Genomic DNA, 20,853 nt, shown 5'->3' on the forward strand with positions numbered 1-20,853 from the left:
CGCAGGAGTTTTTTGTGAAAAAATGGATGAGTAAAAGCGCCCTGTTTTTAGCAGGTAGTTTGCTATGTAGCTCAGTAATGGCCAGTGAATTTAGTGCCAGTTTTAAAGGAACTGATATTCAAGAATTCATTAATATTGTAGGGCGAAATCTACAAAAAACGATCATTGTCGACCCTGCGGTGCGCGGTCAAGTCAATGTACGTAGCTATGACCTTCTAAATGACGAACAATATTATCAATTCTTTTTAAATGTTTTAGAAGTGTATGGCTTTGCTGTTGTTGAAATGGATAACGGCGTACTAAAAGTGATTCGTGATAAAGACGCGAAGACATCTGCTATTCCGGTTGTAGACGGTAACGATAAAGTCTCTGGTGATGAAGTCGTCACCCGTGTTATTGCCGTTCGTAATGTATCGGTGCGTGAACTCTCGCCGTTGCTGCGTCAGTTGAATGATAATGCGGGCGCAGGTAACGTTGTGCACTACGATCCTGCTAACATCATTATGATTACGGGGCGTGCCGCGGTGGTGAACCGTTTGGCCGAGATCATTGAGCGTGTCGACCGTGCTGGTGATAAAGAAGTGGATGTTGTGGAGCTGCGTAATGCCTCGGCGGCTGAAATGGTGCGCATTGTTGATGCGTTAAATAAAAATGCCAGTGCTAAAACAACGCCAGGGTTTTTACAGCCTAAAGTGGTTGCTGATGAACGTACCAATGCCGTGTTGTTATCGGGTGATCCTCAGGTAAGGAAACGTCTAAAAAAACTGATTAATCAGTTGGATAAAGAGATGGCAACGTCTGGTAATAATCGGGTTATCTACCTGAAATATGCCAATGCTGAAGATATGGTTGATGTGCTCAAAGGCGTATCAGATAACCTGCAAGCTGAAAAGCAAGGTGGAAGTAAAAAACCAGTTGGAAGCAGTAAGGGCGAAGTGATGATCTCCGCTCATACCGGAACAAATTCCCTTATCGTAACAGCGCCGCCAGATATTATGCGTGCGTTAGAAAGTATTATTGCTCAGCTAGATATTCGTCGTGCACAGGTACTGATTGAAGCCATGATTGTTGAATTATCTGAAGGTGATGGCATCAACTTCGGGGTGCAGTATGGTTCAGCAGATGGGGGCGTTATTCAATTTGGTAACTCGGGTGTCCCTATTTCCCAATACGCAATTGGTTTGCAAGAAGCGCAGGATGTAAAAGGCAGCACGGTAACTGACGTGAACGGCAACGTGACGGTGAATCCTGATCAGCAAGGTAGTTTCGATACCCTGGCGAGCGTACTTGGCGGCGTTAACGGTGCGGCATTGGGTATCGTGATGGGTGACTGGACGATGTTGGTGAATGCTGTCGCAACAGACAGTAATTCGAACATACTGTCATCACCAAGTATCACGGTGATGGATAACGGTGAAGCATCATTTATTGTTGGTGAAGAAGTGCCAGTGGTAACAGGTTCGACTTCAAGCTCAAGCAATGATAATCCTTTCCAAACGGTGGAACGTAAAGAAGTTGGTATCAAGCTAAATGTTACCCCGCAGATTAATGAAGGTGACTCTGTTCAGCTTAAAATTGAGCAAGAAGTGTCAAGCGTATTAGGTGCAAGTGGCGCCGTTGATGTGCGTTTTGCTAAGCGCCAGATTAATACCTCGGTGTTGGTTCAAGATGGACAGATGATTGCTTTAGGCGGTTTGATTAGCGAAGAGACCAAAGAGAGTGAGTCTAAAATCCCAATCCTAGGTGATATTCCATTCTTGGGTTTCTTGTTTAAATCGACCAATACGACCACATCCAAAACGAATTTAATGGTATTCATTAAGCCAACTATTATTCGCGATGGCGTAACTGCCGATGGCATTACTCAGCGTAAATATAACTACATTCGCGCAGAGCAATTATATAAAGCAGATCAGGGCTTAAACTTAATGCCAAATACTAAAATGCCAGTATTGCCTAAGTTTGGTGAGAATATTGAGCTGCCGCCAGAAGTACGCGCCTTTGTTGCGCAGTTGGAGAATCAGTAATGGATATCGGTAGCATGGAAGACACGGCAATATCGTTGTTCCGTCTGCCATTTTCATTTGCGAAGCGACACAGTGTTGTGCTTGAAGCCAGTGAAAGTGGTTGGACATTATCCTATAGCGGACAACTTTCTGCGGTCGTCTTAGCGGAAGTTCGGCGTGTTGTGGGAAGTGGCTTTACGCCAATAGAATTGACCAGTAAAGAATTTGAATTAAAACTCACCGAGGCGTATCAACGTGGTTCATCTGAAGCGCGGCAGTTAATGGAAGACTTAGGCGCCGATGATGATTTTTTCTCGCTTGCCGAAGATTTGCCTGAAACTGAAGACTTACTGGAATCGGAGGATGACGCACCAATCATTAAATTGATTAATGCCATGTTAGCGGAAGCGATTAAAGAGGCGGCGTCAGACATCCATATTGAAACCTTTGAGAAAGCATTATCAATCCGTTTCCGGGTTGATGGTGTATTGCGTGAGGTGTTGCAGCCTAGCCGTAAATTAGCACCGTTGCTAGTTTCACGTATTAAGGTAATGGCACGTCTTGATATTGCAGAAAAGCGTGTTCCTCAAGATGGTCGTATTTCACTGCGAATTGGCGGTCGTGCGGTAGATGTTCGTGTATCGACGATGCCGTCATCGCATGGTGAGCGCGTTGTATTACGTTTGCTTGATAAAAACGCTACCCGGCTTGATCTCCATAGTTTGGGTATGACTGCTGAGAACCATAAAACTTTTCGCCATATTATCCAGCGTCCACACGGCATTATTCTTGTAACCGGTCCGACAGGTTCGGGTAAATCCACTACCTTGTACGCTGGTTTACAAGAGCTGAATAGCCAAGAAAGTAATATTCTTACCGTTGAAGACCCGATTGAATTTGATATCGATGGGATAGGGCAAACACAGGTTAATACTAAAGTTGATATGACGTTTGCTCGTGGTTTGAGGGCCATCTTACGTCAGGACCCTGATGTCGTTATGATTGGTGAAATACGAGATTTAGAAACAGCATCGATTGCTGTTCAAGCGTCTCTAACCGGTCACATGGTGTTATCAACCTTACACACCAATACTGCGATTGGTGCGATAACTCGATTACGTGATATGGGTATCGAGCCTTTTTTGGTTTCATCGTCATTGTTAGGAGTATTGGCGCAACGTTTAGTCCGTACTTTATGTGTACAGTGCCGAGAACCTTATGAGGCGAATCCCGAGCAGAAGAAACTCTTTAATATCGGTACCGATGAGCCATTAACGCTGTATCGTGCTGTCGGCTGTGAGCACTGTAATAACAAAGGCTATCGTGGTCGTACGGGTATCCATGAGCTGTTATTGATTGATGATAATGTTCAAGAGCTTATCCACTCAGAAGCGGGGGAGCAGTCGATAGAGAAAGTTATTCGAAAATATACGCCAAGTATTCGAGACGACGGTCTAGCCAAAGTTAAACGCGGTATCACGACACTTGAAGAAGTGATGCGTGTAACCAAGGAGGGCTAATGGCTGCATTTGAATATAAGGCGCTAGATGCAAAAGGTCGCCAGAAAAAAGGTGTGCTTGAAGGCGATCATGCTCGTCAGGTTAGGCAACAGCTGCGCGAGAAAGGGTTAATGCCGGTTGAGGTTGTGCAAACAGCAACGCGAAGCACATCGACAAAGACGGGTACTAGCGCTAAATTTCAATTTCGTCGTGGAATTAGTACCAACGAGTTATCACTTGTTACGCGTCAATTAGCCACACTGGTTCAGGCGGGTATGCCACTTGAAGAATGTTTAAAAGCGGTTGGTGAACAAAACGAAAAGCCACGATTGCGCAATATGCTATTAGCAGTACGTTCTCGGGTTGTTGAAGGGTATACCTTGTCAGACAGTATGGCGGAATATCCTCATATTTTTGATCAGCTCTTTCGTGCCATGGTGGCAGCCGGTGAGAAGTCGGGTCACTTAGATACCGTTTTAAACCGCTTGGCTGATTATACTGAAAATCGTCAACAAATGCGTAGCAAGCTTCAGCAAGCAATGATTTATCCGACCATGCTAACGTTGGTGGCGGTTGCCGTTGTCGCTTTTTTGCTGGCAACGGTAGTGCCTAAAATTGTTGATCAGTTTGTCCAGATGGGGCAAAAGCTGCCAACTATTACCGAAATATTATTAGCAGCCAGTAATTTTGTTCAAAATTGGGGCATTGTTGTGGTTATCGTGATTATTTCGATTATCGCGTTGATCAAAAGTGCGCTAAAGAAGCCAGCATACCGGTTGAAGTGGGATCGCTGGATATTACACATTCCAGTGATCGGTAAGGTTGCTCGTGGTCTGAATACATCTCGCTTTGCGCGTACTCTTTCGATATGTACATCGAGTGCGATTCCACTGCTAGATGGGATGAAAGTCGCTTCAGATGTAATGACCAATACATGGGTAAATAAGCAGATTATTGAGGCATCAGAAAAAGTACGTGAAGGTGCTAGCCTGCGTATCTCGCTTGAACAAACCAAACTGTTCCCGCCTATGATGTTACACATGATAGCCAGTGGTGAACGAAGTGGTGAACTGGAGCAAATGTTGACCCGTGCGGCAGATAACCAAGATCGTGATTTTGAATCTTTGGTGAATATGGCGCTGGGTGTTTTTGAACCATTATTGATTGTCGCTATGGCTGGCATTGTGATGTTTATCGTCATCGCCACGCTAATGCCGATTATCGAATTGAATAATATGGTTGGTATGTAGTTTTTCCCTTGGAGGTTTTTTCATGCAACGCAAACAACGCGGCTTTACGCTGTTAGAGGTTATGGTCGTTATCGTTATTCTTGGCGTATTAGCCAGTTTAGTGGTACCGAACCTATTAGGTAATAAAGAGAAAGCGGATCAACAAAAAGCCGTTACCGATATCAGTGCGTTAGAGCAATCGTTAGATATGTATAAGTTGGATAACAGTGTTTATCCAACGACAGATCAAGGTCTAGAAGCATTAGTCTCTAAACCTTCGTCGTCACCTGAGCCACGTAATTACCGTGATGGTGGCTACATTCGCCGTTTACCTAATGATCCTTGGGGCTACGAGTACCAATACGTGATGCCGGGTGAACATGGTCCTATTGATATCTTTAGCTTAGGTGCTGATGGTCAAGAAGGCGGTGAGGGTAATAATACTGATATTGGCAACTGGAACATGTTGGACTTTTAAGTCTAGCGTTTAATGATATGAATAAACGTGCGGCAGGTTTTACCTTAATTGAAATGATGTTGGTGCTAGTACTGCTAGCAACCAGTGCTGTAGCTGTGATTATTTCATTGCCAGAAAGCAAAGACGATAAGGTAAAAGATGAAGCTGCACGTTTTCATCAGCTCGTTCAATTATTGGGCGAGGATGCATTACTTAATGGCGTTGATTACGGTATTCGGATTGAACGTCATAGTTATCAGTTTCTTGAGCTAACCCGTGATGATTGGCAACCCATAAAAGAATCGAAGTTTTTTACTGAGGTGGATGTTGGTGAAGACATTAATCTAAGGGTCGAAATCGGAGGTTATTCATGGCAAGACAAAGATCGCCTGTTTAAGCCGGGTTCATTATTTGATGAAGACATGTTTGCTGAACAAACTGATAAAAATAAAATTAAGCCCCCACAGGTTGTTGTGATGGCAAGCGGTGAGTACACCCCCTTTACGTTAGATTTTGAGGTTGATGGGCAAAATCAATTTTGGCATGTACAAGCAGATGAACTCGGACAGCTATTCCTTCTTCATCCAGGTGAAGAGTTAGATGCTGAGAAGAAACGATGAAGAAAAATCGTGGAATGACGTTATTAGAAGTGCTGGTGGCTCTCGCGATATTTGCTATCGCAGCACTGAGTGTGATGAAAGCAGTTAGCCAACATTTGAATACCTTAGGATATTTAGAGCAAAAAACCTTTGCCATTATGGTGGCCGATAATACGCTCGCCACGGTACGGCTTTCGGGAGAAATTCCTACAACAGAAAAGCGTGGTAAATCAAAACTCGCCGGTCAGGAATGGTATTGGTCGGTAAAAAGTACAAAAACGGCTGATGGGTATTTGCGTGCTATTGATGTCACGGTTGCCACTGATTCAGAACGAAAGAAATCCGTTGTCTCGGTAAGAACTTATGTTGCGAATTAATCATCCTTGCTCTTCTCATCGGCTCCATTCTTCGCAGCAAGGTTTTACATTGTTAGAGGTATTGGTCGCGATTGCTGTTTTTGCCATGTTGAGCTTATCTGCTTACCAAGTGCTAAATAATGTTCAACTTAGTAATCAACAATCGATAGAACACAATGATCGCTTACAGTCGATTCAACGTGCCGTTGTCATGATGGATAACGATTTCCGTCAGATAGTCGCTCGTCGAGTGCGTACGCAAGGTGAAAAGCCCAGTGATAAGTTGTTGTTGGCAAGTGAGTATCTATTAGGTTCATCGAGTCATGGAATAACGTTTACGCGTGCAGGCTGGCAAAACCCTCAACAGATGTTTCCCCGAGGTGAAAATGTACGCGTTGGCTACCGTATTATTGACGATACATTAGAACGAGTATGGTTCCGTTATCCCGATACTGTGGTTGGCGTAAAGCCTTTAGTCAGAGAGATACTGACGGATGTAACCGACTTGTCGTTTCGCTTTTACAGTGATAATAAATGGACGGAAGAATGGTCGAAAGATGCAGTTTTACCTGAAGGTATTATGGTGAAAATGACGCTGGCTGACTTTGGTGATATTGAACGTGTGTATATGCTACCAACATCTGCCTTGAGTGCTGAAAGTAATGAGGATCCAGCTTAGTGAATCATTTAAGCCGAATCACAGCACCGAGGATGATGAAGTCGCAACAAGGCGTGGCATTAATCGTTGTATTATTACTGTTAGCGCTGATGACATTACTCGCAGCACAAATGACTGAGCGGCTACATCACAATTTTTACCGTGTAGAAAACCAAGTACTTAATCAGCAAGCCTATTGGTATGCCCTAGGAATGGAAGAGCTTGCCAAAGTCGCGATTCAGCAAAGTACCGATGATAGTGACACCATTAATTTGAATCAGGCATGGGCAACAGAAGGGCAGCGCTATCCTTTAGAAGGAGGCGAAGCTATCGGTAACATTCTCGACCGTCAGGCATGCTTTAACCTTAATGCGTTGAAAAATGTCACGCCAGAAGCAGATTCAAACAAAGAACCTTTTTTAGTCGCGTATTTACAAGCGTTGCTAGAAGAGGTGGGTGTTGAGAGCTATAACGCGGAGGTAATTGCTGATTCCAGTTGGGAATATATTGATACTGATGATGTTGTTCAATCAGCTTATGGCGCGGAAGACAGCACATATGAAGGTTTTAGTCCGCCTTATTTACCGCCTAATGATTGGATTGCAGATGTCAGTGAGTTTCGAGCAATAAACGGTGTTACAGCACCGATTTATGAAAAGGTAAAACACTTACTGTGTGCCTTGCCGAGTGACGATATGGTGCTGAATGTTAATACCCTAAAGAAAGGGCAAGCTGCATTATTGGCTGCTTTATATAGCCCGGCATTGTCGCTGTCAGATGCCGAACGAATTATTTCTGGTCGTCGTTTTGATGGCTGGGATAGTGTTGATGACTTTACTGCTGAACCAGCTATTGCGTCTATTAGTGGTGATGTTAAAGACAAAGCGAAAACTCACCTTGGTGTAAGCAGTAACTATTTTCAAATAGATACAGAAGTACTGGTTGATCGAGCCAGAATACGGTTAGTAGCATTACTTAAACGTGATGAGAAAGAGGTGACGGTTGTTCGTCGCCGTTATGGAGGGATCAGTGAGCGAATTTCTGACAATAAGGCTAAGTAGCCGGCCTGCACAGCCGGTGCAATGGCTGGTTTGGTCGCCACAGCAAAAAGAAGTGATTGCGTCGGGTCAATTAGCCGATATGACGCAATTAAGCGAACTTGCAGAGTATGCAGCACAGCGTCCAGTTATCGCCTTGGCACCAGCAAGTGAACTATTACTCACCGACGTTGCGATCCCTACTGGTAGTGGGCGTCAACTTACGGCGGTATTACCTTATCTATTAGAAGAGGAATTAGCACAAGATGTCGATTCTCTTCATGTACATTTGCTTAATCGCGAAGGAGACATTGCCAGTGTTGCCATCGTGGAACATAAGATCATTCAACAGTGGTTAGAAGCATTATCTGATGCTGGTATTGAAGTTACTAAACTGGTTCCAGATTGCTTATGTTTACCGTTATTCAATGATGGTTACAGTGCCGTTGAGTTGGGGCAGCAATGGTTAGTGCGTCAATCAGAAGCGCAAGGTATTTGTGCTGAACCATCATGGCTTGGTAGTTGGCTATTGGCGCAGAAAGCCCCGATAGTACTCTCTACAGATACAGATACAGATACAGATACAGATACAGATACAGATACAGATACTTCGAATGTTGAACCTATCAATACAGAGTTGCAGCAATCGACAAATGTAGTAATACATAATTACAGCCCTGCCCCTATTGGCATGCCAGGTCTCTGGAAACCAGAAGCCCCTGAATTAGTGATGCAGCTACTGGCTGAAGGCGCAGGTAACAGTAAAGCCAACTTGCTATCAGGCCCTTACAAAATTCAATCTGCATGGCGAAAACACCTTAAGCCTTGGCGAAAAGTTGCTATTGCAGCTGGGCTGGTATTAACCACCGTCATTATTGAGCATGTAGTATCAGTTCAAAAAATGGAGCAGCAGGCACAAGTTTACCGTGCTGAAAGTGAGCGTATATTTCGTGAGGTTTTACCTGAATTTAAACGTATACCTTCTCAAAGTTATCTGAAAAACCAGATGAAAAATGCTGTTAGTCGATTAGGTGGTGCAGGGAGTGATAAGGGGGTATTACCTTGGTTAGTCCAATTAAAACCCGTATTGAGCGAAGTGCCTCAAATGACAATTCAAAATGTAAAATACGATGAAAATCGCGGCGAATTACGCCTTCAAGCAAGCTCTACAGAGTTTCAGCACTTTGAGCAAATTCGCACACTTCTGGCTGAACAATTTATCGTAGAGCAAGGTCAGCTGAATAAAGATGGCGAGCGGGTTAATGGTACTGTCGTATTAAGGAGAAAATCATGAAAGCATGGTGGAAAGCCTTAAGTCAGCGAGAGCAACGCTTAATGTTAGGTGGCTCAGCCGCGTTAATATTGACAATCGTCTATTGGGGTATATGGCAGCCTTTGGCTAACCGCGCCGATCGGGCTCAGAACCGTATTCAATCTGAACGTCAATTATTGAGTTGGGTTGAAGATAAAGCGAACCAGATTGCTAGTTTAAAAGGTTCATCTGGCGCCAGTGTGGCGGTGAGCCATAAAGGGCTAAATCAAGTCATCAATGAAACGACAAACCGTTTTCGTATTGAGTTAATTCGGATGCAACCTCGCAATGAATCGGTCCAAGTATGGGTTAAACCTGTACCGTTCAATACACTTGTGAATTGGTTGGCTTTTTTACATGAAGAATATGGCATTGAAGCCCAGTTTCTCGATGTCTCAAGAACAAAGAGTAATGGTATGGTCGAAGTGAACCGTTTACAGCTTGGCCGAGGGTAACAGTGAAGTTTAAATTAGCAGTTGGTGTCTCTTTTGGGGCAGTATTCATCGGTAGTCTTGTTGCTCACATTCCTGCAGCTTGGCTTTTACAACAGGTACCTACTGTAAGAGGGCTAACTATTTCAGGTGTTAGTGGTACTCCTTGGCAAGGAAGTGCATCTCAGGTGCAGTGGCAAGGCCAGCGTTTTGGTCGCATACAATGGAACATGACGTTAAGTTCACTATTGACTGGTGAAGCTGCATTTAACGTACGTTTTGGTAAAGGTAGTGAGTTAGGGGTTGATGGACGAGGGGTTGTCGGCTATCGCGCATCGGGCCCTTTTGCTGAAAACTTATTGGTTTCAGTTCCTGCTCAAAATGTATTGAAATATGTCCGCGCGCCTATTCCAGCGACAGTGACGGGAAACCTCGAACTGACATTGCGAGACTACCGCTATCAAGCGCCGTACTGTGATGTTTTAGATGGCTCACTCGCTTGGACGTCAGGCAATGTAAGTTCTCCTCTTGGGGCGATTAATCCTGGCCCTGTTATTGCGGATCTTAGCTGTGAGCAAGGGGGGGTAGTGGCACAAATCGATCAATCCTCAGCAGATGTATCGAGCAAGTGGGAAGCATCATTAGATAAAACCAACAACTATCGTCTTGATGGTTGGTTTAAGCCCGGGGCTGAATTCCCGCCTCAACTTGGCAAACAGTTAAAGTGGTTAGGTACGCCCGATACGAAAGGGCAGTATAAAATCAACTATAAAGGTCGTATCTAGCTACTGTTTTATTAGCAGAGCTATTTTAAGTTTACTTTCAATCAATGGGTGGGTTAACTTTAATTGACTGAAAGAGCGATACAGGAATATGGCATGGCTGCTGATAAGAATAAACCTGAAATATTATCAACAGAGGTTGTTGCACAATCTCGACTATTTAAAATCGAATCTCTAGATCTTCGTTTTTCGAATGGCGTAGAACGAACCTATGAACGAATGATGCCAAGTGGTCGTCATGCTGTTTTAATCGTACCGGTTACCGCTGAAGGTGATTTGTTACTCATCCGAGAATATTCTGCAGGTACCGATCGCTACGAGTTGGGGTTTCCTAAAGGATTAATCGATGCGGGCGAAAGCGCCGAGCAAGCGGCGAATCGTGAGCTGAAAGAAGAGATTGGCTTCGGTTCCAATTTGCTACAACCATTGAAAGAAGTTGTATTGGCACCATCGTATTTTTCTAGCCGTATGACGCTTTTCTTAGCCCAAGGTTTATACCCTGAACAATTAGAAGGTGATGAGCCTGAGCCGTTAGAGATTGTTCGTTGGCCCGTTAGCCAAGGGGAAGAGTTGATCAATCATCTCGATTTTGCTGAAGCGAGAAGTATTACCGCCCTTTTTCTTGCATTAAAACAACTCTCACAATAGGAGTGAGTTATGGAATTATCTCACCTCATTCCCTCGGTAGTCGATATCGCTCGCGCATCTGGGCAAGTTATTTTAGATATTTACCAACGTGGTCAGTTTGAAAAACACATCAAAGAAGATAATACACCGGTAACGAGTGCTGACTTAGCTGCTCATAAATTAGTAGTTGAGCGACTCACAGAACTTACCCCTAATATTCCAGTATTGTCTGAAGAAGATGCCACTGTACCGCTAAAAGAGCGCAGTAAATGGCAGCGCTATTGGTTGGTTGACCCATTAGATGGTACACAAGAATTTATTGCTGGTAGTGGTGATTTTGCGACGATTATTGCTTTGGTTGAAGGTAATAAGCCGATTATGGGAGTCGTGTATGCGCCTGTTTCTGGGGTTGTGTATTATGCATATAGCGGAAAAGGGGCATGGAAGATCACGCCTGAAGGGGAAACCGTTCGCATCTCGACACATAAGCATGAATTGCCGACCCAATCGATAGCCGTTGCGATTAGCCGCCGCCAAGATATCAGTGCGATTACCAACCGCTTGGATCCAGCGTTGAACTATGAATTGGTACCACTTGGCTCTGCGGCATTAAAAGCCTGCTTGGTCGCTGAAGGTGCTGTAGATTGTTATCTGCGTCTTGGTCCTACTGGTGAGTGGGATACGGCCGCGACGCAATGTATTGTTGAAGAAGCTGGTGGGCGAATTGTAAACACGCATCTTAATCCACTTTCTTATAATGAGCGTGATACGTTAGAAAACCCGAATTTCATTACACTCGGTGACGAATCTTTGCCATGGGCGAATATTCTAACGCCTGATAATCGCTTGATTGATACCCAATAAGCGCTAGAAAATGTCTAATCAAATAAAACGGAGCCAGAGGCTCCGTTTTTATTATTTGGGCTGTATTTTTAAATTAACGTTAAAATAAGCGATTGAGGCCATTCAATGCTGCGACGCGATAAGCCTCTGCCATTGTAGGATAGTTGAAGGTGGTATTGACGAAATAATCGATCGTATTACCTTCCCCTTTTTGCTCCATGATCGCTTGGCCGATATGAATGATCTCAGCCGCACGCTCACCAAAGCAGTGGATCCCTAAGATCTCTTTGGTTTCTCTATGAAAGAGGATCTTCAAGCTTCCTACTTCTGTCCCTGCAATTTGAGCACGAGCGAGGTGTTTAAATTGAGAGCGGCCCACTTCATAAGGTACTTTGTCTGCTGTTAGCTGCTGTTCTGTTTTACCCACTGAGCTGATTTCAGGAATGGTATAGATACCTGTCGGAATATGATCAATCAAGCTACCTTGTGCTTCTCCTGTCGTTATTGCTTGTGCAACAAAGCGACCTTGATCATACGCGGCGCTTGCAAGGCTTGGGTAGCCGATAACGTCTCCGACCGCGTACACATGATCAACATCGGTACAGTAATTCTGGTTAACGACAAGCTGCCCACGGGAATCGGGTGTTAAGCCTACCTTGTTTAAGTTGAGCTTGTCGGTGTTGCCTGTCCGCCCATTGGCATATAACAAGCAATCGGCACGCATTTTCTTGCCTGATTCTAAGTGCAGGATAACGCTGTCATCAGTGCCTTCTATTTTTTCAAATGTTTCGCCGTTTCGTATCATCGCACCACTATTCCACAGGTGGTAAGACAATGAATCAGAGATCTCGTTATCCAAAAATTCCAATAAGCGATCACGGGTATTGATGAGGTCGACTTTTACACCTAATCCCCTAAAAATAGACGCATATTCGCTCCCGATAACCCCTGCGCCATAAATAATGATATGGCGAGGGTCGTGCTCTAGCTGCAGAATCGAATCACTATCATAGACGCGAGAATGATCAAAATTGACGCCTTCAGGATGATAAGGACGAGAACCTGTTGCGATCACAAATTTATCGGCACTATACAAATCGGTGCTGTTATCGGCATTTTTTACTCGAACGGTATGGGCATCAATAAAGCTGGCTTCGCCAAAAATAAGGCTACATTTATTACGATCGTAAAAGCCTTGGCGCATTCGAGTTTGTTTATTCACAACATCTTGAGCGTGACCTAAAATTTGACTAAAGGTACTGTGTAGGCTGGAATTGTTTTTGCAATAGAGAGGATTTTGATTGTATTCAATAATACGGCTGACAGCATGTCGGAGTGCTTTAGATGGAATGGTTCCCCAGTGAGTACATCCACCTCCTACGCTATTTTCTCTTTCGATAACCGCGACATTTAATCCGGCTTTAGTTAGCCCCATTGCAGCCCCTTCTCCACCAGGACCGCTGCCAATAATAATGGCATCAAAGTGAGTGGGCTTTTTATTTTTTGTCATTAGTAGGCCTTCATTATCATCTGTGCAACATTGGCATAGCGATAGTTTAACTTTTTATGGCGTGTGGTAGAATCGGCGGTAGTCGATAGGTAGGTAGTGATCACGTTGTTCTAACGAAATATGATGAAAATGTGCATTTCGCTACTTTAAAATGATGATTATTGTTTTAATCATCGCGTGATGAATTTGTGATGAAACATTAAAACTCATAATTACTGCTTTGATTCAGCGTCCATCAGGATTTAGTATGTTCAGATGTAGGTGTAATTGCCATTCACGCTGAAGTGATAGATAAAACAGCGTATAGTTGGAAAAAAGTTCATAGAGAAGCTATAGGTTCATGGGGATTAGGGCTCAACAAAAAGAAAAAACGCGCCGATCACTTATCGATGCTGCGTTTAGCCAGTTAAGTGCAGACCGTAGTTTTTCCAGCCTCAGCCTGCGTGAGGTAGCTAGAGAAGCCGGTATTGCCCCTACGTCTTTTTATCGTCATTTTAAAGATATGGATGAGCTAGGTTTAACTATGGTTGATGAAGGAGGTCTAATCCTTCGTCAATTAATGAGACAAGCTAGACAGCGTATTGCCGAAGAAGGTAGTGTAATTCGTACATCTGTTGAAACATTTATGGAATTTATTGAAAGTAGTCCAAACGTATTTAGACTACTTTTACGTGAACGCTCGGGAACATCCACAGCGTTTCGTGCCGCGGTTGCTCGTGAAATTCAACACTTTGTTGCTGAACTTACCGAGTACCTTGAGGCAAAAACAGGTGTTACGCATGAAGAAGCCTATATTCAGGCAGAAGCATCGGTCACCTTGGTATTTAGTTCTGGTGCAGATGCGCTAGATCTTGATCCTCAGGCTCGTGAAGAGCATGAAGAAAAACTTATCATGCAATTAAGAACAATTGCAAAAGGTGCCTATTGGTACCGTAAAGAGCGTGAGCGTCGTGAGCTCAGGCATAAACTATAACCTTATTTCTGTTGGTGAAAGATATGGAAAAAGAGCAAGTTAAAGCTGAACGTAAAACATTGGTGTTATCGCTACTCGCGGGTTTATGCGGTAATGCAACGTTGGCTGTATTGACATCAAGCTATGTCACGTTTTCGATTTTCCCTGTAATTGCATTCGGTATGGCGCTGTACTGCCTATACCAAGAGTATTTAAGCAAACCGATGACTGAAGGTACTCCCGCTATAGCGTTCTCATGCTTTCTTGTTGGTGCATTCGGATACTCCGCATTCTTACGTGCACAATTACCAGAGATGGGTTCAAACTTCTTACCTCTTATGGTTTCTTTAGGCTTACTATTCTGGGTAGCTTATAAGATGGGTATTACGAAGGCTCCTGCAAAATCAGCCGAAGCTTAAGCTGGAAAGGTAGGTATAAAAAAGGCGCTGATTAGCGCCTTTTTTGTTAACTATAATTCGTCTTTTTGTCGATTATTGATTTTATTTATGGTCTTACTTACGTTCTAGCAAAACACCTGCTTCCATATGGTGGGTATATGGGAACTGATCAAATAATGCAAAGCGAGTAATCTTGTGTGTTTGGCTTAGCATCTCAAGATTTTCTTTTAATGTGTCAGGGTTGCAAGAGATATACATAATACGCTCATAGCCTTGCACCATACGACATGTACCTTCATCCATACCTGAGCGCGGCGGATCAACAAAGATAGTGTTGCAATTGTAGCTCTGCAGATCGACGTTTTGGGCTTTAAGACGGCGAAATTCACGTTTGCCCGCCATTGCATCAGTAAAATCTTCAGCAGACATGCGTACAATCTGTACGTTATCAATATTATTAACCGCAATATTGTATTGTGCAGATTCTACTGAAGGCTTAGCGAGCTCTGTTGCTAAAACGCGTTCGAAATTTTTAGCCAGTGCCAGCGAGAAGTTACCGTTACCACAATATAGCTCTAACAGGTCACCTTCACTGTCTTGCGTACAATCAACCGCCCATTCCAGCATCTTTTGTGCCACTTCACCATTAGGTTGAGTAAAGCTATTCTCAACTTGTTTATAAGTTAGAGTTTGATCAAAGACATTTAGTTTTTCGATAACGTAATCGCGATCTGCCACAATTTTCATTTTTCGAGCACGACCAATGATGTTTAAGTTAAATCCTTCATCATTTAAGCGTTGCTTCAGTTTTTTGATTTCAACTTCCCACTCTTCATCTAACTGACGGTGGTAAAGCAGTGACACTAAGATCTCACCACTTAATGTAGATAAGAAATCAATTTGGAATAATTTGTGGCGCAAAGTTTGGCTTGGTTTTAGCGCTTCTACCAGCAATGGCATTAAATCGTTAATTAAGCGACTCGCTGCAGGAAATTGATCTACGCGGTATTTTTCGCGAGTCTCTTGATTGAACATGACATAGTAAAGATCTTCGCCTTCATGCCACATTCTAAATTCAGCACGCATGCGGTAATGCTCTGCAGGAGAGGCAAACACCTCAAGCTCGGGTGTCTCAAAATCTTCAAAGATGTTTTGAATACGCTCTGCTTTTTCATCCAACTGCTGTTGGTAACCAGCGGTATTAAGTGCCGTGGATGTCATTAGTGTGCCTCAAACTGCTCAAAATAAGAGCGCAGATTTTATTGCATTACTGACCGATGTCCAGTGTTGTCCGAGATAAAAGTTCAGTTTGGGCTAATTAATAATAACAAAGAGCAAACAAAGCTAGACAATAAAGGCAATGATAACTAGCATCGCAGTGCGCTGGTTTGCCAAATATGGCTAGGGAACACGGTGAAATTCCGTGACTGACGCGCAGCGGTGATAGAGAACGAAAGCACACGGACGTAAGTTCCAAACACTGTTTCAGACAATTGCGTAATGCAATAGGTATGATGCGGGAAGTTGTTGCCTAGGTGGTTACCCAACCATGCTCTTAAGTCCGAAGACCGACCAGTGTACGAAGCAAATCGTTGCTTAGTATTAAACGCGACTTAAGGTATCCATATAATGAAAAAAACGCTTTTAGCTGTGGCGTTGGCACCGTTGTGCCTTCCATCCCAAGTTTTTGCTGCCGATGAATCATCAAATGATGTCATGGTAGTTACCGCCAACCGTATTAAGCAAAGTACTGAATCAGTGACAGCTCAAGTGGAAGTGATCACTCGTCAAGATATTGATCGTATTCAAGCTAAGTCTCTGACTGATGTATTTCGTCGCTTAACGGGAGTTCAAGTTACCCAAAATGGTGGCCGAGGTCAAAATGCCTCACTGTTTGTCCGAGGTGCAAATTCCGATCAAGTTCTTGTTTTAATTGATGGAGTTAGATTTGCTCGAGCAGCAAAAGGTGCTGTAGATTTTAGCCAAGTACCTATTACGTTTGTTGACCGTATTGAATATGTTCGCGGCGCGCGTGCTTCGGTTTATGGTTCTGAAGCTATTGGTGGTGTTATTAATATCATTACGCTAGCAAACTCAACGACTAATGACACAACAAAAGTGACAGCAGGCTTGGGTAGCCTTGATTATAAAGAGTTATCACTTTCAAGTGGTTTGAATGTTGGTGATAACGGCCACTTGAATATATCTCTTGGTTACGATGCGGATGACGGATACAACGTTCACCCTATTGCTGGTGTTAATGATGGTGATCGCCATGGTTTTGAATCTCGTAATGGTTTAGTTGGGTATGTTCATAATTTTAGTGATGCATGGAAGGGCTTTGCTAATTTAAGGTTGTTTAATAATATTTCACAATATGATGGTTCATTCGGCACTTCTCATGATCAGAAAGAAGCAGAAGTAGATAACATTGCATTGGCATCAGGCGGAGAGTATACATCTGGAAAGTTGTCTTCCCAGTTCCAAGTAAACTGGCAAAATCAGGAAGATTGGAACTACAGTAAATCTTCTGGAAAAAACTCTCCATTTGCGAGTAATGATGAACTAGAGCAGCTAAACCTGCAGTGGAACGCTCAGTATCAGTTAAATCAACAGGTGACACTTGCTGGTGGTCTTGATTGGCGTGATGAGTCTTACTTGGTTAAAACCAGTAATGATAAATATGATCGTGACAATATTGCTTACTACGGATTGTTGGCAGCAGATTTCGAACATTTGTTTGGTGATCTGAGCATTCGCCTTGACGATAATGAACAGTTTGGTAGTGAGACAACTTATAATGCAGGGGCGGGTTATCGTTTTTCTGAACTACTTGTAGTGAAAGCATCTTATGGCACTTCGTTTAAAGCGCCAAACCTTTATCAGTTGTATAGTATTTACGGTAATCAAAACCTAAGTGCAGAAACGGCTGATTCATTAGAGCTTACTGTAAGCGGTATTCTTGCTGATGTTCGTTGGTCGGTAACGGGGTATGATACGAGAGTAGATGACCTAATCGACTACAATTTTTCAACTAGTAAGTATTACAATGTCTCTGGTGAAAGTAAGCTGAAAGGCATAGAAGTTGTTACTGAGTTTGAAACTGACTTCATCTCGCATCAATTAAGTGCTGATTTCAAAGATCCAGAAGATAAAGATGGTGAGCAACTAACTCGTCGAGCTAAGGAAATGTTCAAATACAATGCGACAGCGACATTTGATCTTGTGGATGTATCTTTCGGTTATCAATATGTTGGTGAGCGTCCAGATTTTAGTGGAGAGCTTGACGCGTATAGTTTGTTTGACGTAGCTGCTAATTATTATGTCACTGAACGTCTAACATTGAATGCTCGTATTGATAACCTTTTCGATGAAGAGTATGAAACGGCTGGTGACTATCCTGCACCAGAGCGCGCATATTACTTGAGCACGACATACGAATTTTAATTATTAAAACCGCCTTAGGGCGGTTTTGTTTATTTTGGCTATAAATTCTTATGAAAAAGAAAGTTGTTGTTAGCTGGTCATCGGGTAAAGATTCAACGCTGACCCTTATTAAACTGCTGAATGATCCAAACTACAAAGTTGTTGGCTTATATACGACATACCTTATCGATGAGGTGCCTTTTCAAGCAACGCCTCTTGAGGTTGTAAAAAAACAAGCGGCATTAACTGGGCTGCCTTTGGTTACCATAGAATTACCAGAAGTCTTTCCGCCTAACGATATTTATCAATCTTTAGTGGTGCATGGGTTACGCAATAGTGGTTTAGAGATTGATGCCGTCGCATTTGGTGATATGTTTTGCAATGGTATTGCAGATTACCGCCGTAGCTATATAGAGCCTGCAGGTTGGGAGTGTGTCTTTCCTTTGCTAGGACAAGATAGCCAGCGACTAGCCCAAGAAATTATTGAGTGTGGAATCGAAACGTTAGTAGTAACAGTTGATACTAGCCAACTTGATGGTAAGTTTTGCGGTGAGTGGTATAGCCATCAGTTAATCTCAAGTTTACCTATGCATACCGATCCTTGCGGTGAGGACGGCGAATTTCATACGCTGGTCGTTAAAGCACCATGTTTCGATGGTGAATTAAAAATAGAGTTAGATGAATGTGAGCGAGAAGGGCGATTCCACTACCAACGTTATAATTTAGTCAAAGAATGATTGAATACGACAAGAAAGGTTCGGATTTATACGCTATCGCAGTATTATTAGTACCTTATTGAAGACGTAATAAACGTGGTGAATAGTGAAAACGGTACTTATCTTTGATTCTGGTGTTGGTGGCTTATCTGTCTATCAAGAAATACACTCACTTATGCCGCAAGTGCAGTACATTTATGCCTTTGATAACGCTGCATTCCCATATGGTGAATTAGCAGAAGATGTATTGCTTCAAAGAACTCAGCATATTGTTTGTTTATTGGCTGAACAGCATAACGTTGATCTTGTTGTTATTGCATGCAATACCGCGAGTACGATTGTATTACCTACATTACGTGAAAGTTTATCAATTCCAGTCGTTGGTGTTGTACCCGCGATAAAACCTGCAGCAGCCCTTAGCCAGACAAAAGTTATTGGGCTATTAGCAACACCTGCGACTATTCATCGTTCTTATACCCACGAATTGATTTCATCTTTTGCAAGTAATTGCGATGTTAGGCTGATAGGTTCAACACGTTTGGTTGAAATAGCAGAAGAAAAGCTTCGTGGTTTGCCCGTTTCAATCGATGAAATTGCTGAGATTATTAAGCCTTGGCAAAAAGATGTTGATTGCATAATTCTAGGCTGTACACATTTCCCTTTAATTAAAGATGAAATTAGACTGGCATTAGATAAAGCAATTGTCATTGTTGATTCAGGAAAAGCGATAGCTAATCGCGTGAAAGGCTTATTGGGAGATGTACCGTCGAGTCATAAAAAATATTTGAACCTTACATACAACAGTGCCGCGACAAATTATGAAGCGGCACTGAATAAAAGCTTAGAGAAAATACAGCTAAATGCTATGCAACCTCTTCACCGTCTAGATTTTTAGGATCGTTAGCTTCACGAATTTTTAAAGTTCGCTGGCCATATTCTTTATTGTTTAAGTTCTGAATTGCTGTATCAGCATCCGAGCTATTCATTACAACAAATCCAAAGCCTCGACGTTTCCCTGTGCGCTTATCTTTCATTAATCGTACAGCAAACACTTCACCATGTTCGGAAAAAAGGTTTTTCACATCACTTTCATTTGCACGGTAAGGAAGGTTACCGACATAGATTGTTTTGCTGCTTTGTGATGAATCAATAGGTTGCTCAGGAGATGGCTTAGAATCTTGCATGAAGCGTATTGCTAGACCAGTAATAACGGCACCAACAGCAAAAGCTATCGCTGGTGGAACTGAAACAAAGCTAAAGATTAAAGAGCCGATAATGGTAATCGCAATTACTGTTATCGTAGTTTGGTTAGATGATTTCATATAATAATTACATCGTCATAATTAGTAGGAGAGAATGCGTCATTGGTTATTTTAACAACAAAGTCACAATGATATTACTTTTATTGACTTGTAATTACCAGAAGGTGAATGTGACAGCCCTCTAATGTTGTGATTACAAGCCATATGTTCACATTAGATGAAATAACCATCAAATAAAGTATTTTTTATAAAAAATACTTGTCAGAGTGATCGGAGTCTCTATAATGCCGCCTCACTGACACTAAGCGGAATCAAAAAGAGGTTTTCGCCGAGTAAAAGTAAATGAGTTTTTAACCGAGTTATATTAAGGCAAAGTTAGCTCATATCTTTACTATTCCATTAATTGAATAATAAAGAGAGTCAAAAAGATGTTTTAACTAATTAGAGTTTCTTCTTGACTTTATGATTTGCAGGTGTACTATACGCGTCCTGACTTGCTGAAGCGTTCAACGCCAAGGCATTGAAAGTCAACGTTCTTTAACAATTTGACCATGCAATCTGTGTGGGCACTCGTGAAATTTTAAGTCGAAAGATTTATCAATGAACTGAGTGACCTTAATCATCGCAAGATGACACAGTCAATTTATGCTTCATTTCTTCGCAAGAAGAACGAAACAAGAATATCAGTAAAAATCATTGAGCCGATTCGAAAGAATCAACAAAACTTTAATTGAAGAGTTTGATCATGGCTCA

At 42.6% G+C, this 20,853-nt stretch carries 21 protein-coding genes and 1 riboswitch; of the genes, 18 read left to right on the plus strand and 3 right to left on the minus strand.

Annotated features, from left to right (window positions below; all coding sequences use genetic code 11):
* Positions 1-14: 14 nt before the first annotated feature.
* The 13 genes from gspD (at position 15) to cysQ (ending at position 11,857) form a co-directional block, all read left to right on the plus strand.
* Positions 15-2,027 carry a type II secretion system secretin GspD gene (gene gspD / locus C9J47_RS24735; protein ID WP_107256419.1) on the plus strand — a complete coding sequence of 671 codons (2,013 nt, stop codon included), beginning with the start codon at positions 15-17 and terminating at the stop codon, positions 2,025-2,027.
* The gene (gene gspE, locus C9J47_RS24740; RefSeq protein WP_281259029.1) at positions 2,027-3,526 is read left to right on the plus strand and encodes a type II secretion system ATPase GspE; all 1,500 of its coding nucleotides are present in this window, start codon (positions 2,027-2,029) and stop codon (positions 3,524-3,526) included. The genes gspD and gspE overlap by 1 nt, the downstream gene beginning before the upstream one ends.
* Positions 3,526-4,755: a type II secretion system inner membrane protein GspF gene (gene gspF / locus C9J47_RS24745; RefSeq protein ID WP_107256421.1), complete on the plus strand. Its 1,230-nt coding sequence runs from the start codon at positions 3,526-3,528 to the stop codon at positions 4,753-4,755. The genes gspE and gspF overlap by 1 nt, the downstream gene beginning before the upstream one ends.
* 22 nt (positions 4,756-4,777) lie before the next feature.
* Positions 4,778-5,212: a type II secretion system major pseudopilin GspG gene (gene gspG, locus C9J47_RS24750; protein WP_107244085.1), complete on the plus strand. Its 435-nt coding sequence runs from the start codon at positions 4,778-4,780 to the stop codon at positions 5,210-5,212.
* Positions 5,213-5,229: 17 nt separating this feature from the next.
* A complete protein-coding gene (gspH, locus tag C9J47_RS24755; RefSeq protein ID WP_107256424.1) occupies positions 5,230-5,811 on the plus strand; it encodes a type II secretion system minor pseudopilin GspH in 582 nt (193 codons plus the stop codon).
* Complete coding sequence (gspI, locus tag C9J47_RS24760) at positions 5,808-6,167, plus strand: type II secretion system minor pseudopilin GspI (RefSeq protein ID WP_107256426.1); 360 nt, start codon at positions 5,808-5,810, stop codon at positions 6,165-6,167. Before gspH ends, gspI begins: the two co-directional genes overlap by 4 nt.
* The gene (gspJ, locus tag C9J47_RS24765; RefSeq protein WP_107256428.1) at positions 6,154-6,825 is read left to right on the plus strand and encodes a type II secretion system minor pseudopilin GspJ; all 672 of its coding nucleotides are present in this window, start codon (positions 6,154-6,156) and stop codon (positions 6,823-6,825) included. The genes gspI and gspJ overlap by 14 nt, the downstream gene beginning before the upstream one ends.
* A 32-nt stretch (positions 6,826-6,857) precedes the next feature.
* A complete protein-coding gene (gspK, locus tag C9J47_RS24770; RefSeq protein ID WP_107256430.1) occupies positions 6,858-7,865 on the plus strand; it encodes a type II secretion system minor pseudopilin GspK in 1,008 nt (335 codons plus the stop codon).
* Positions 7,834-9,135: a type II secretion system protein GspL gene (gene gspL / locus C9J47_RS24775; RefSeq protein WP_245903621.1), complete on the plus strand. Its 1,302-nt coding sequence runs from the start codon at positions 7,834-7,836 to the stop codon at positions 9,133-9,135. Before gspK ends, gspL begins: the two co-directional genes overlap by 32 nt.
* Positions 9,132-9,608 carry a type II secretion system protein M gene (locus C9J47_RS24780; RefSeq protein ID WP_107256434.1) on the plus strand — a complete coding sequence of 159 codons (477 nt, stop codon included), beginning with the start codon at positions 9,132-9,134 and terminating at the stop codon, positions 9,606-9,608. Before gspL ends, C9J47_RS24780 begins: the two co-directional genes overlap by 4 nt.
* A gap of 2 nt (positions 9,609-9,610) precedes the next feature.
* Positions 9,611-10,369, plus strand: coding sequence for a type II secretion system protein N (locus C9J47_RS24785; RefSeq protein WP_107256436.1), 759 nt, complete (start codon positions 9,611-9,613; stop codon positions 10,367-10,369).
* A 93-nt stretch (positions 10,370-10,462) separates the two neighbouring features.
* The gene (gene nudE / locus C9J47_RS24790) at positions 10,463-11,014 is read left to right on the plus strand and encodes an ADP compounds hydrolase NudE (RefSeq protein ID WP_107256438.1); all 552 of its coding nucleotides are present in this window, start codon (positions 10,463-10,465) and stop codon (positions 11,012-11,014) included.
* 9 nt (positions 11,015-11,023) lie between these two features.
* Positions 11,024-11,857, plus strand: a complete 834-nt coding sequence (gene cysQ, locus C9J47_RS24795; RefSeq protein ID WP_107256440.1) for a 3'(2'),5'-bisphosphate nucleotidase CysQ — start codon at positions 11,024-11,026, stop codon at positions 11,855-11,857.
* 79 nt (positions 11,858-11,936) lie between these two features.
* On the opposite strand, the gene sthA is transcribed toward cysQ, so the two are convergent.
* Positions 11,937-13,346: a Si-specific NAD(P)(+) transhydrogenase gene (sthA, locus tag C9J47_RS24800; RefSeq protein ID WP_107256443.1), complete on the minus strand. Its 1,410-nt coding sequence runs from the start codon at positions 13,344-13,346 to the stop codon at positions 11,937-11,939.
* Between the two features lie 340 nt (positions 13,347-13,686).
* On the opposite strand from sthA, the gene fabR reads away from it, so the two are divergent.
* Entirely contained in the window at positions 13,687-14,319 is a 633-nt protein-coding gene (gene fabR, locus C9J47_RS24805; RefSeq protein WP_011219979.1) for an HTH-type transcriptional repressor FabR, read from the plus strand.
* 23 nt (positions 14,320-14,342) lie between these two features.
* Complete coding sequence (locus C9J47_RS24810; protein ID WP_107256445.1) at positions 14,343-14,717, plus strand: YijD family membrane protein; 375 nt, start codon at positions 14,343-14,345, stop codon at positions 14,715-14,717.
* Positions 14,718-14,810: 93 nt separating this feature from the next.
* On the opposite strand, the gene trmA is transcribed toward C9J47_RS24810, so the two are convergent.
* Entirely contained in the window at positions 14,811-15,917 is a 1,107-nt protein-coding gene (trmA, locus tag C9J47_RS24815) for a tRNA (uridine(54)-C5)-methyltransferase TrmA (RefSeq protein ID WP_107256447.1), read from the minus strand.
* Between the two features lie 146 nt (positions 15,918-16,063).
* Positions 16,064-16,287: riboswitch (cobalamin riboswitch) on the plus strand.
* A gap of 38 nt (positions 16,288-16,325) precedes the next feature.
* On the opposite strand from trmA, the gene btuB reads away from it, so the two are divergent.
* The 3 genes from btuB (at position 16,326) to murI (ending at position 19,733) form a co-directional block, all read left to right on the plus strand.
* Positions 16,326-18,143, plus strand: a complete 1,818-nt coding sequence (gene btuB, locus C9J47_RS24820) for a TonB-dependent vitamin B12 receptor (RefSeq protein WP_107256449.1) — start codon at positions 16,326-16,328, stop codon at positions 18,141-18,143.
* A 50-nt stretch (positions 18,144-18,193) separates the two neighbouring features.
* Positions 18,194-18,859 (plus strand): Dph6-related ATP pyrophosphatase, encoded by a 666-nt coding sequence (locus C9J47_RS24825; RefSeq protein WP_107256451.1) that lies wholly within the window; start codon positions 18,194-18,196, stop codon positions 18,857-18,859.
* Between the two features lie 82 nt (positions 18,860-18,941).
* The gene (murI, locus tag C9J47_RS24830; RefSeq protein WP_107256453.1) at positions 18,942-19,733 is read left to right on the plus strand and encodes a glutamate racemase; all 792 of its coding nucleotides are present in this window, start codon (positions 18,942-18,944) and stop codon (positions 19,731-19,733) included.
* On the opposite strand, the gene C9J47_RS24835 is transcribed toward murI, so the two are convergent.
* Positions 19,702-20,160, minus strand: a complete 459-nt coding sequence (locus tag C9J47_RS24835; RefSeq protein ID WP_107256455.1) for an RNA recognition motif domain-containing protein — start codon at positions 20,158-20,160, stop codon at positions 19,702-19,704. The genes murI and C9J47_RS24835 overlap by 32 nt on opposite strands.
* Positions 20,161-20,853 lie beyond the last annotated feature (693 nt).

Origin of the sequence: Photobacterium indicum, from assembly GCF_003026215.1 — a bacterium.
GTDB classification, from domain to species: Bacteria; Pseudomonadota; Gammaproteobacteria; order Enterobacterales; family Vibrionaceae; genus Photobacterium; species Photobacterium indicum.

Excerpts from the sequence above, each read along its gene's own strand:
- gspE (WP_281259029.1), top strand. The coding sequence starts at position 2,027 with ATGGATATCGGTAGCATGGAAGACACGGCAATATCGTTGTTCCGTCTG.
- gspF (WP_107256421.1), top strand. The coding sequence starts at position 3,526 with ATGGCTGCATTTGAATATAAGGCGCTAGATGCAAAAGGTCGCCAGAAA.
- gspG (WP_107244085.1), top strand. The coding sequence starts at position 4,778 with ATGCAACGCAAACAACGCGGCTTTACGCTGTTAGAGGTTATGGTCGTT.
- gspH (WP_107256424.1), top strand. The coding sequence starts at position 5,230 with ATGAATAAACGTGCGGCAGGTTTTACCTTAATTGAAATGATGTTGGTG.
- gspI (WP_107256426.1), top strand. The coding sequence starts at position 5,808 with ATGAAGAAAAATCGTGGAATGACGTTATTAGAAGTGCTGGTGGCTCTC.
- gspJ (WP_107256428.1), top strand. The coding sequence starts at position 6,154 with ATGTTGCGAATTAATCATCCTTGCTCTTCTCATCGGCTCCATTCTTCG.
- gspK (WP_107256430.1), top strand. The coding sequence starts at position 6,858 with ATGATGAAGTCGCAACAAGGCGTGGCATTAATCGTTGTATTATTACTG.
- C9J47_RS24780 (WP_107256434.1), top strand. The coding sequence starts at position 9,132 with ATGAAAGCATGGTGGAAAGCCTTAAGTCAGCGAGAGCAACGCTTAATG.
- nudE (WP_107256438.1), top strand. The coding sequence starts at position 10,463 with ATGGCTGCTGATAAGAATAAACCTGAAATATTATCAACAGAGGTTGTT.
- cysQ (WP_107256440.1), top strand. The coding sequence starts at position 11,024 with ATGGAATTATCTCACCTCATTCCCTCGGTAGTCGATATCGCTCGCGCA.
- sthA (WP_107256443.1), bottom strand. The coding sequence starts at position 13,346 with ATGACAAAAAATAAAAAGCCCACTCACTTTGATGCCATTATTATTGGC.
- fabR (WP_011219979.1), top strand. The coding sequence starts at position 13,687 with ATGGGGATTAGGGCTCAACAAAAAGAAAAAACGCGCCGATCACTTATC.
- C9J47_RS24810 (WP_107256445.1), top strand. The coding sequence starts at position 14,343 with ATGGAAAAAGAGCAAGTTAAAGCTGAACGTAAAACATTGGTGTTATCG.
- trmA (WP_107256447.1), bottom strand. The coding sequence starts at position 15,917 with ATGACATCCACGGCACTTAATACCGCTGGTTACCAACAGCAGTTGGAT.
- btuB (WP_107256449.1), top strand. The coding sequence starts at position 16,326 with ATGAAAAAAACGCTTTTAGCTGTGGCGTTGGCACCGTTGTGCCTTCCA.
- C9J47_RS24825 (WP_107256451.1), top strand. The coding sequence starts at position 18,194 with ATGAAAAAGAAAGTTGTTGTTAGCTGGTCATCGGGTAAAGATTCAACG.
- C9J47_RS24835 (WP_107256455.1), bottom strand. The coding sequence starts at position 20,160 with ATGAAATCATCTAACCAAACTACGATAACAGTAATTGCGATTACCATT.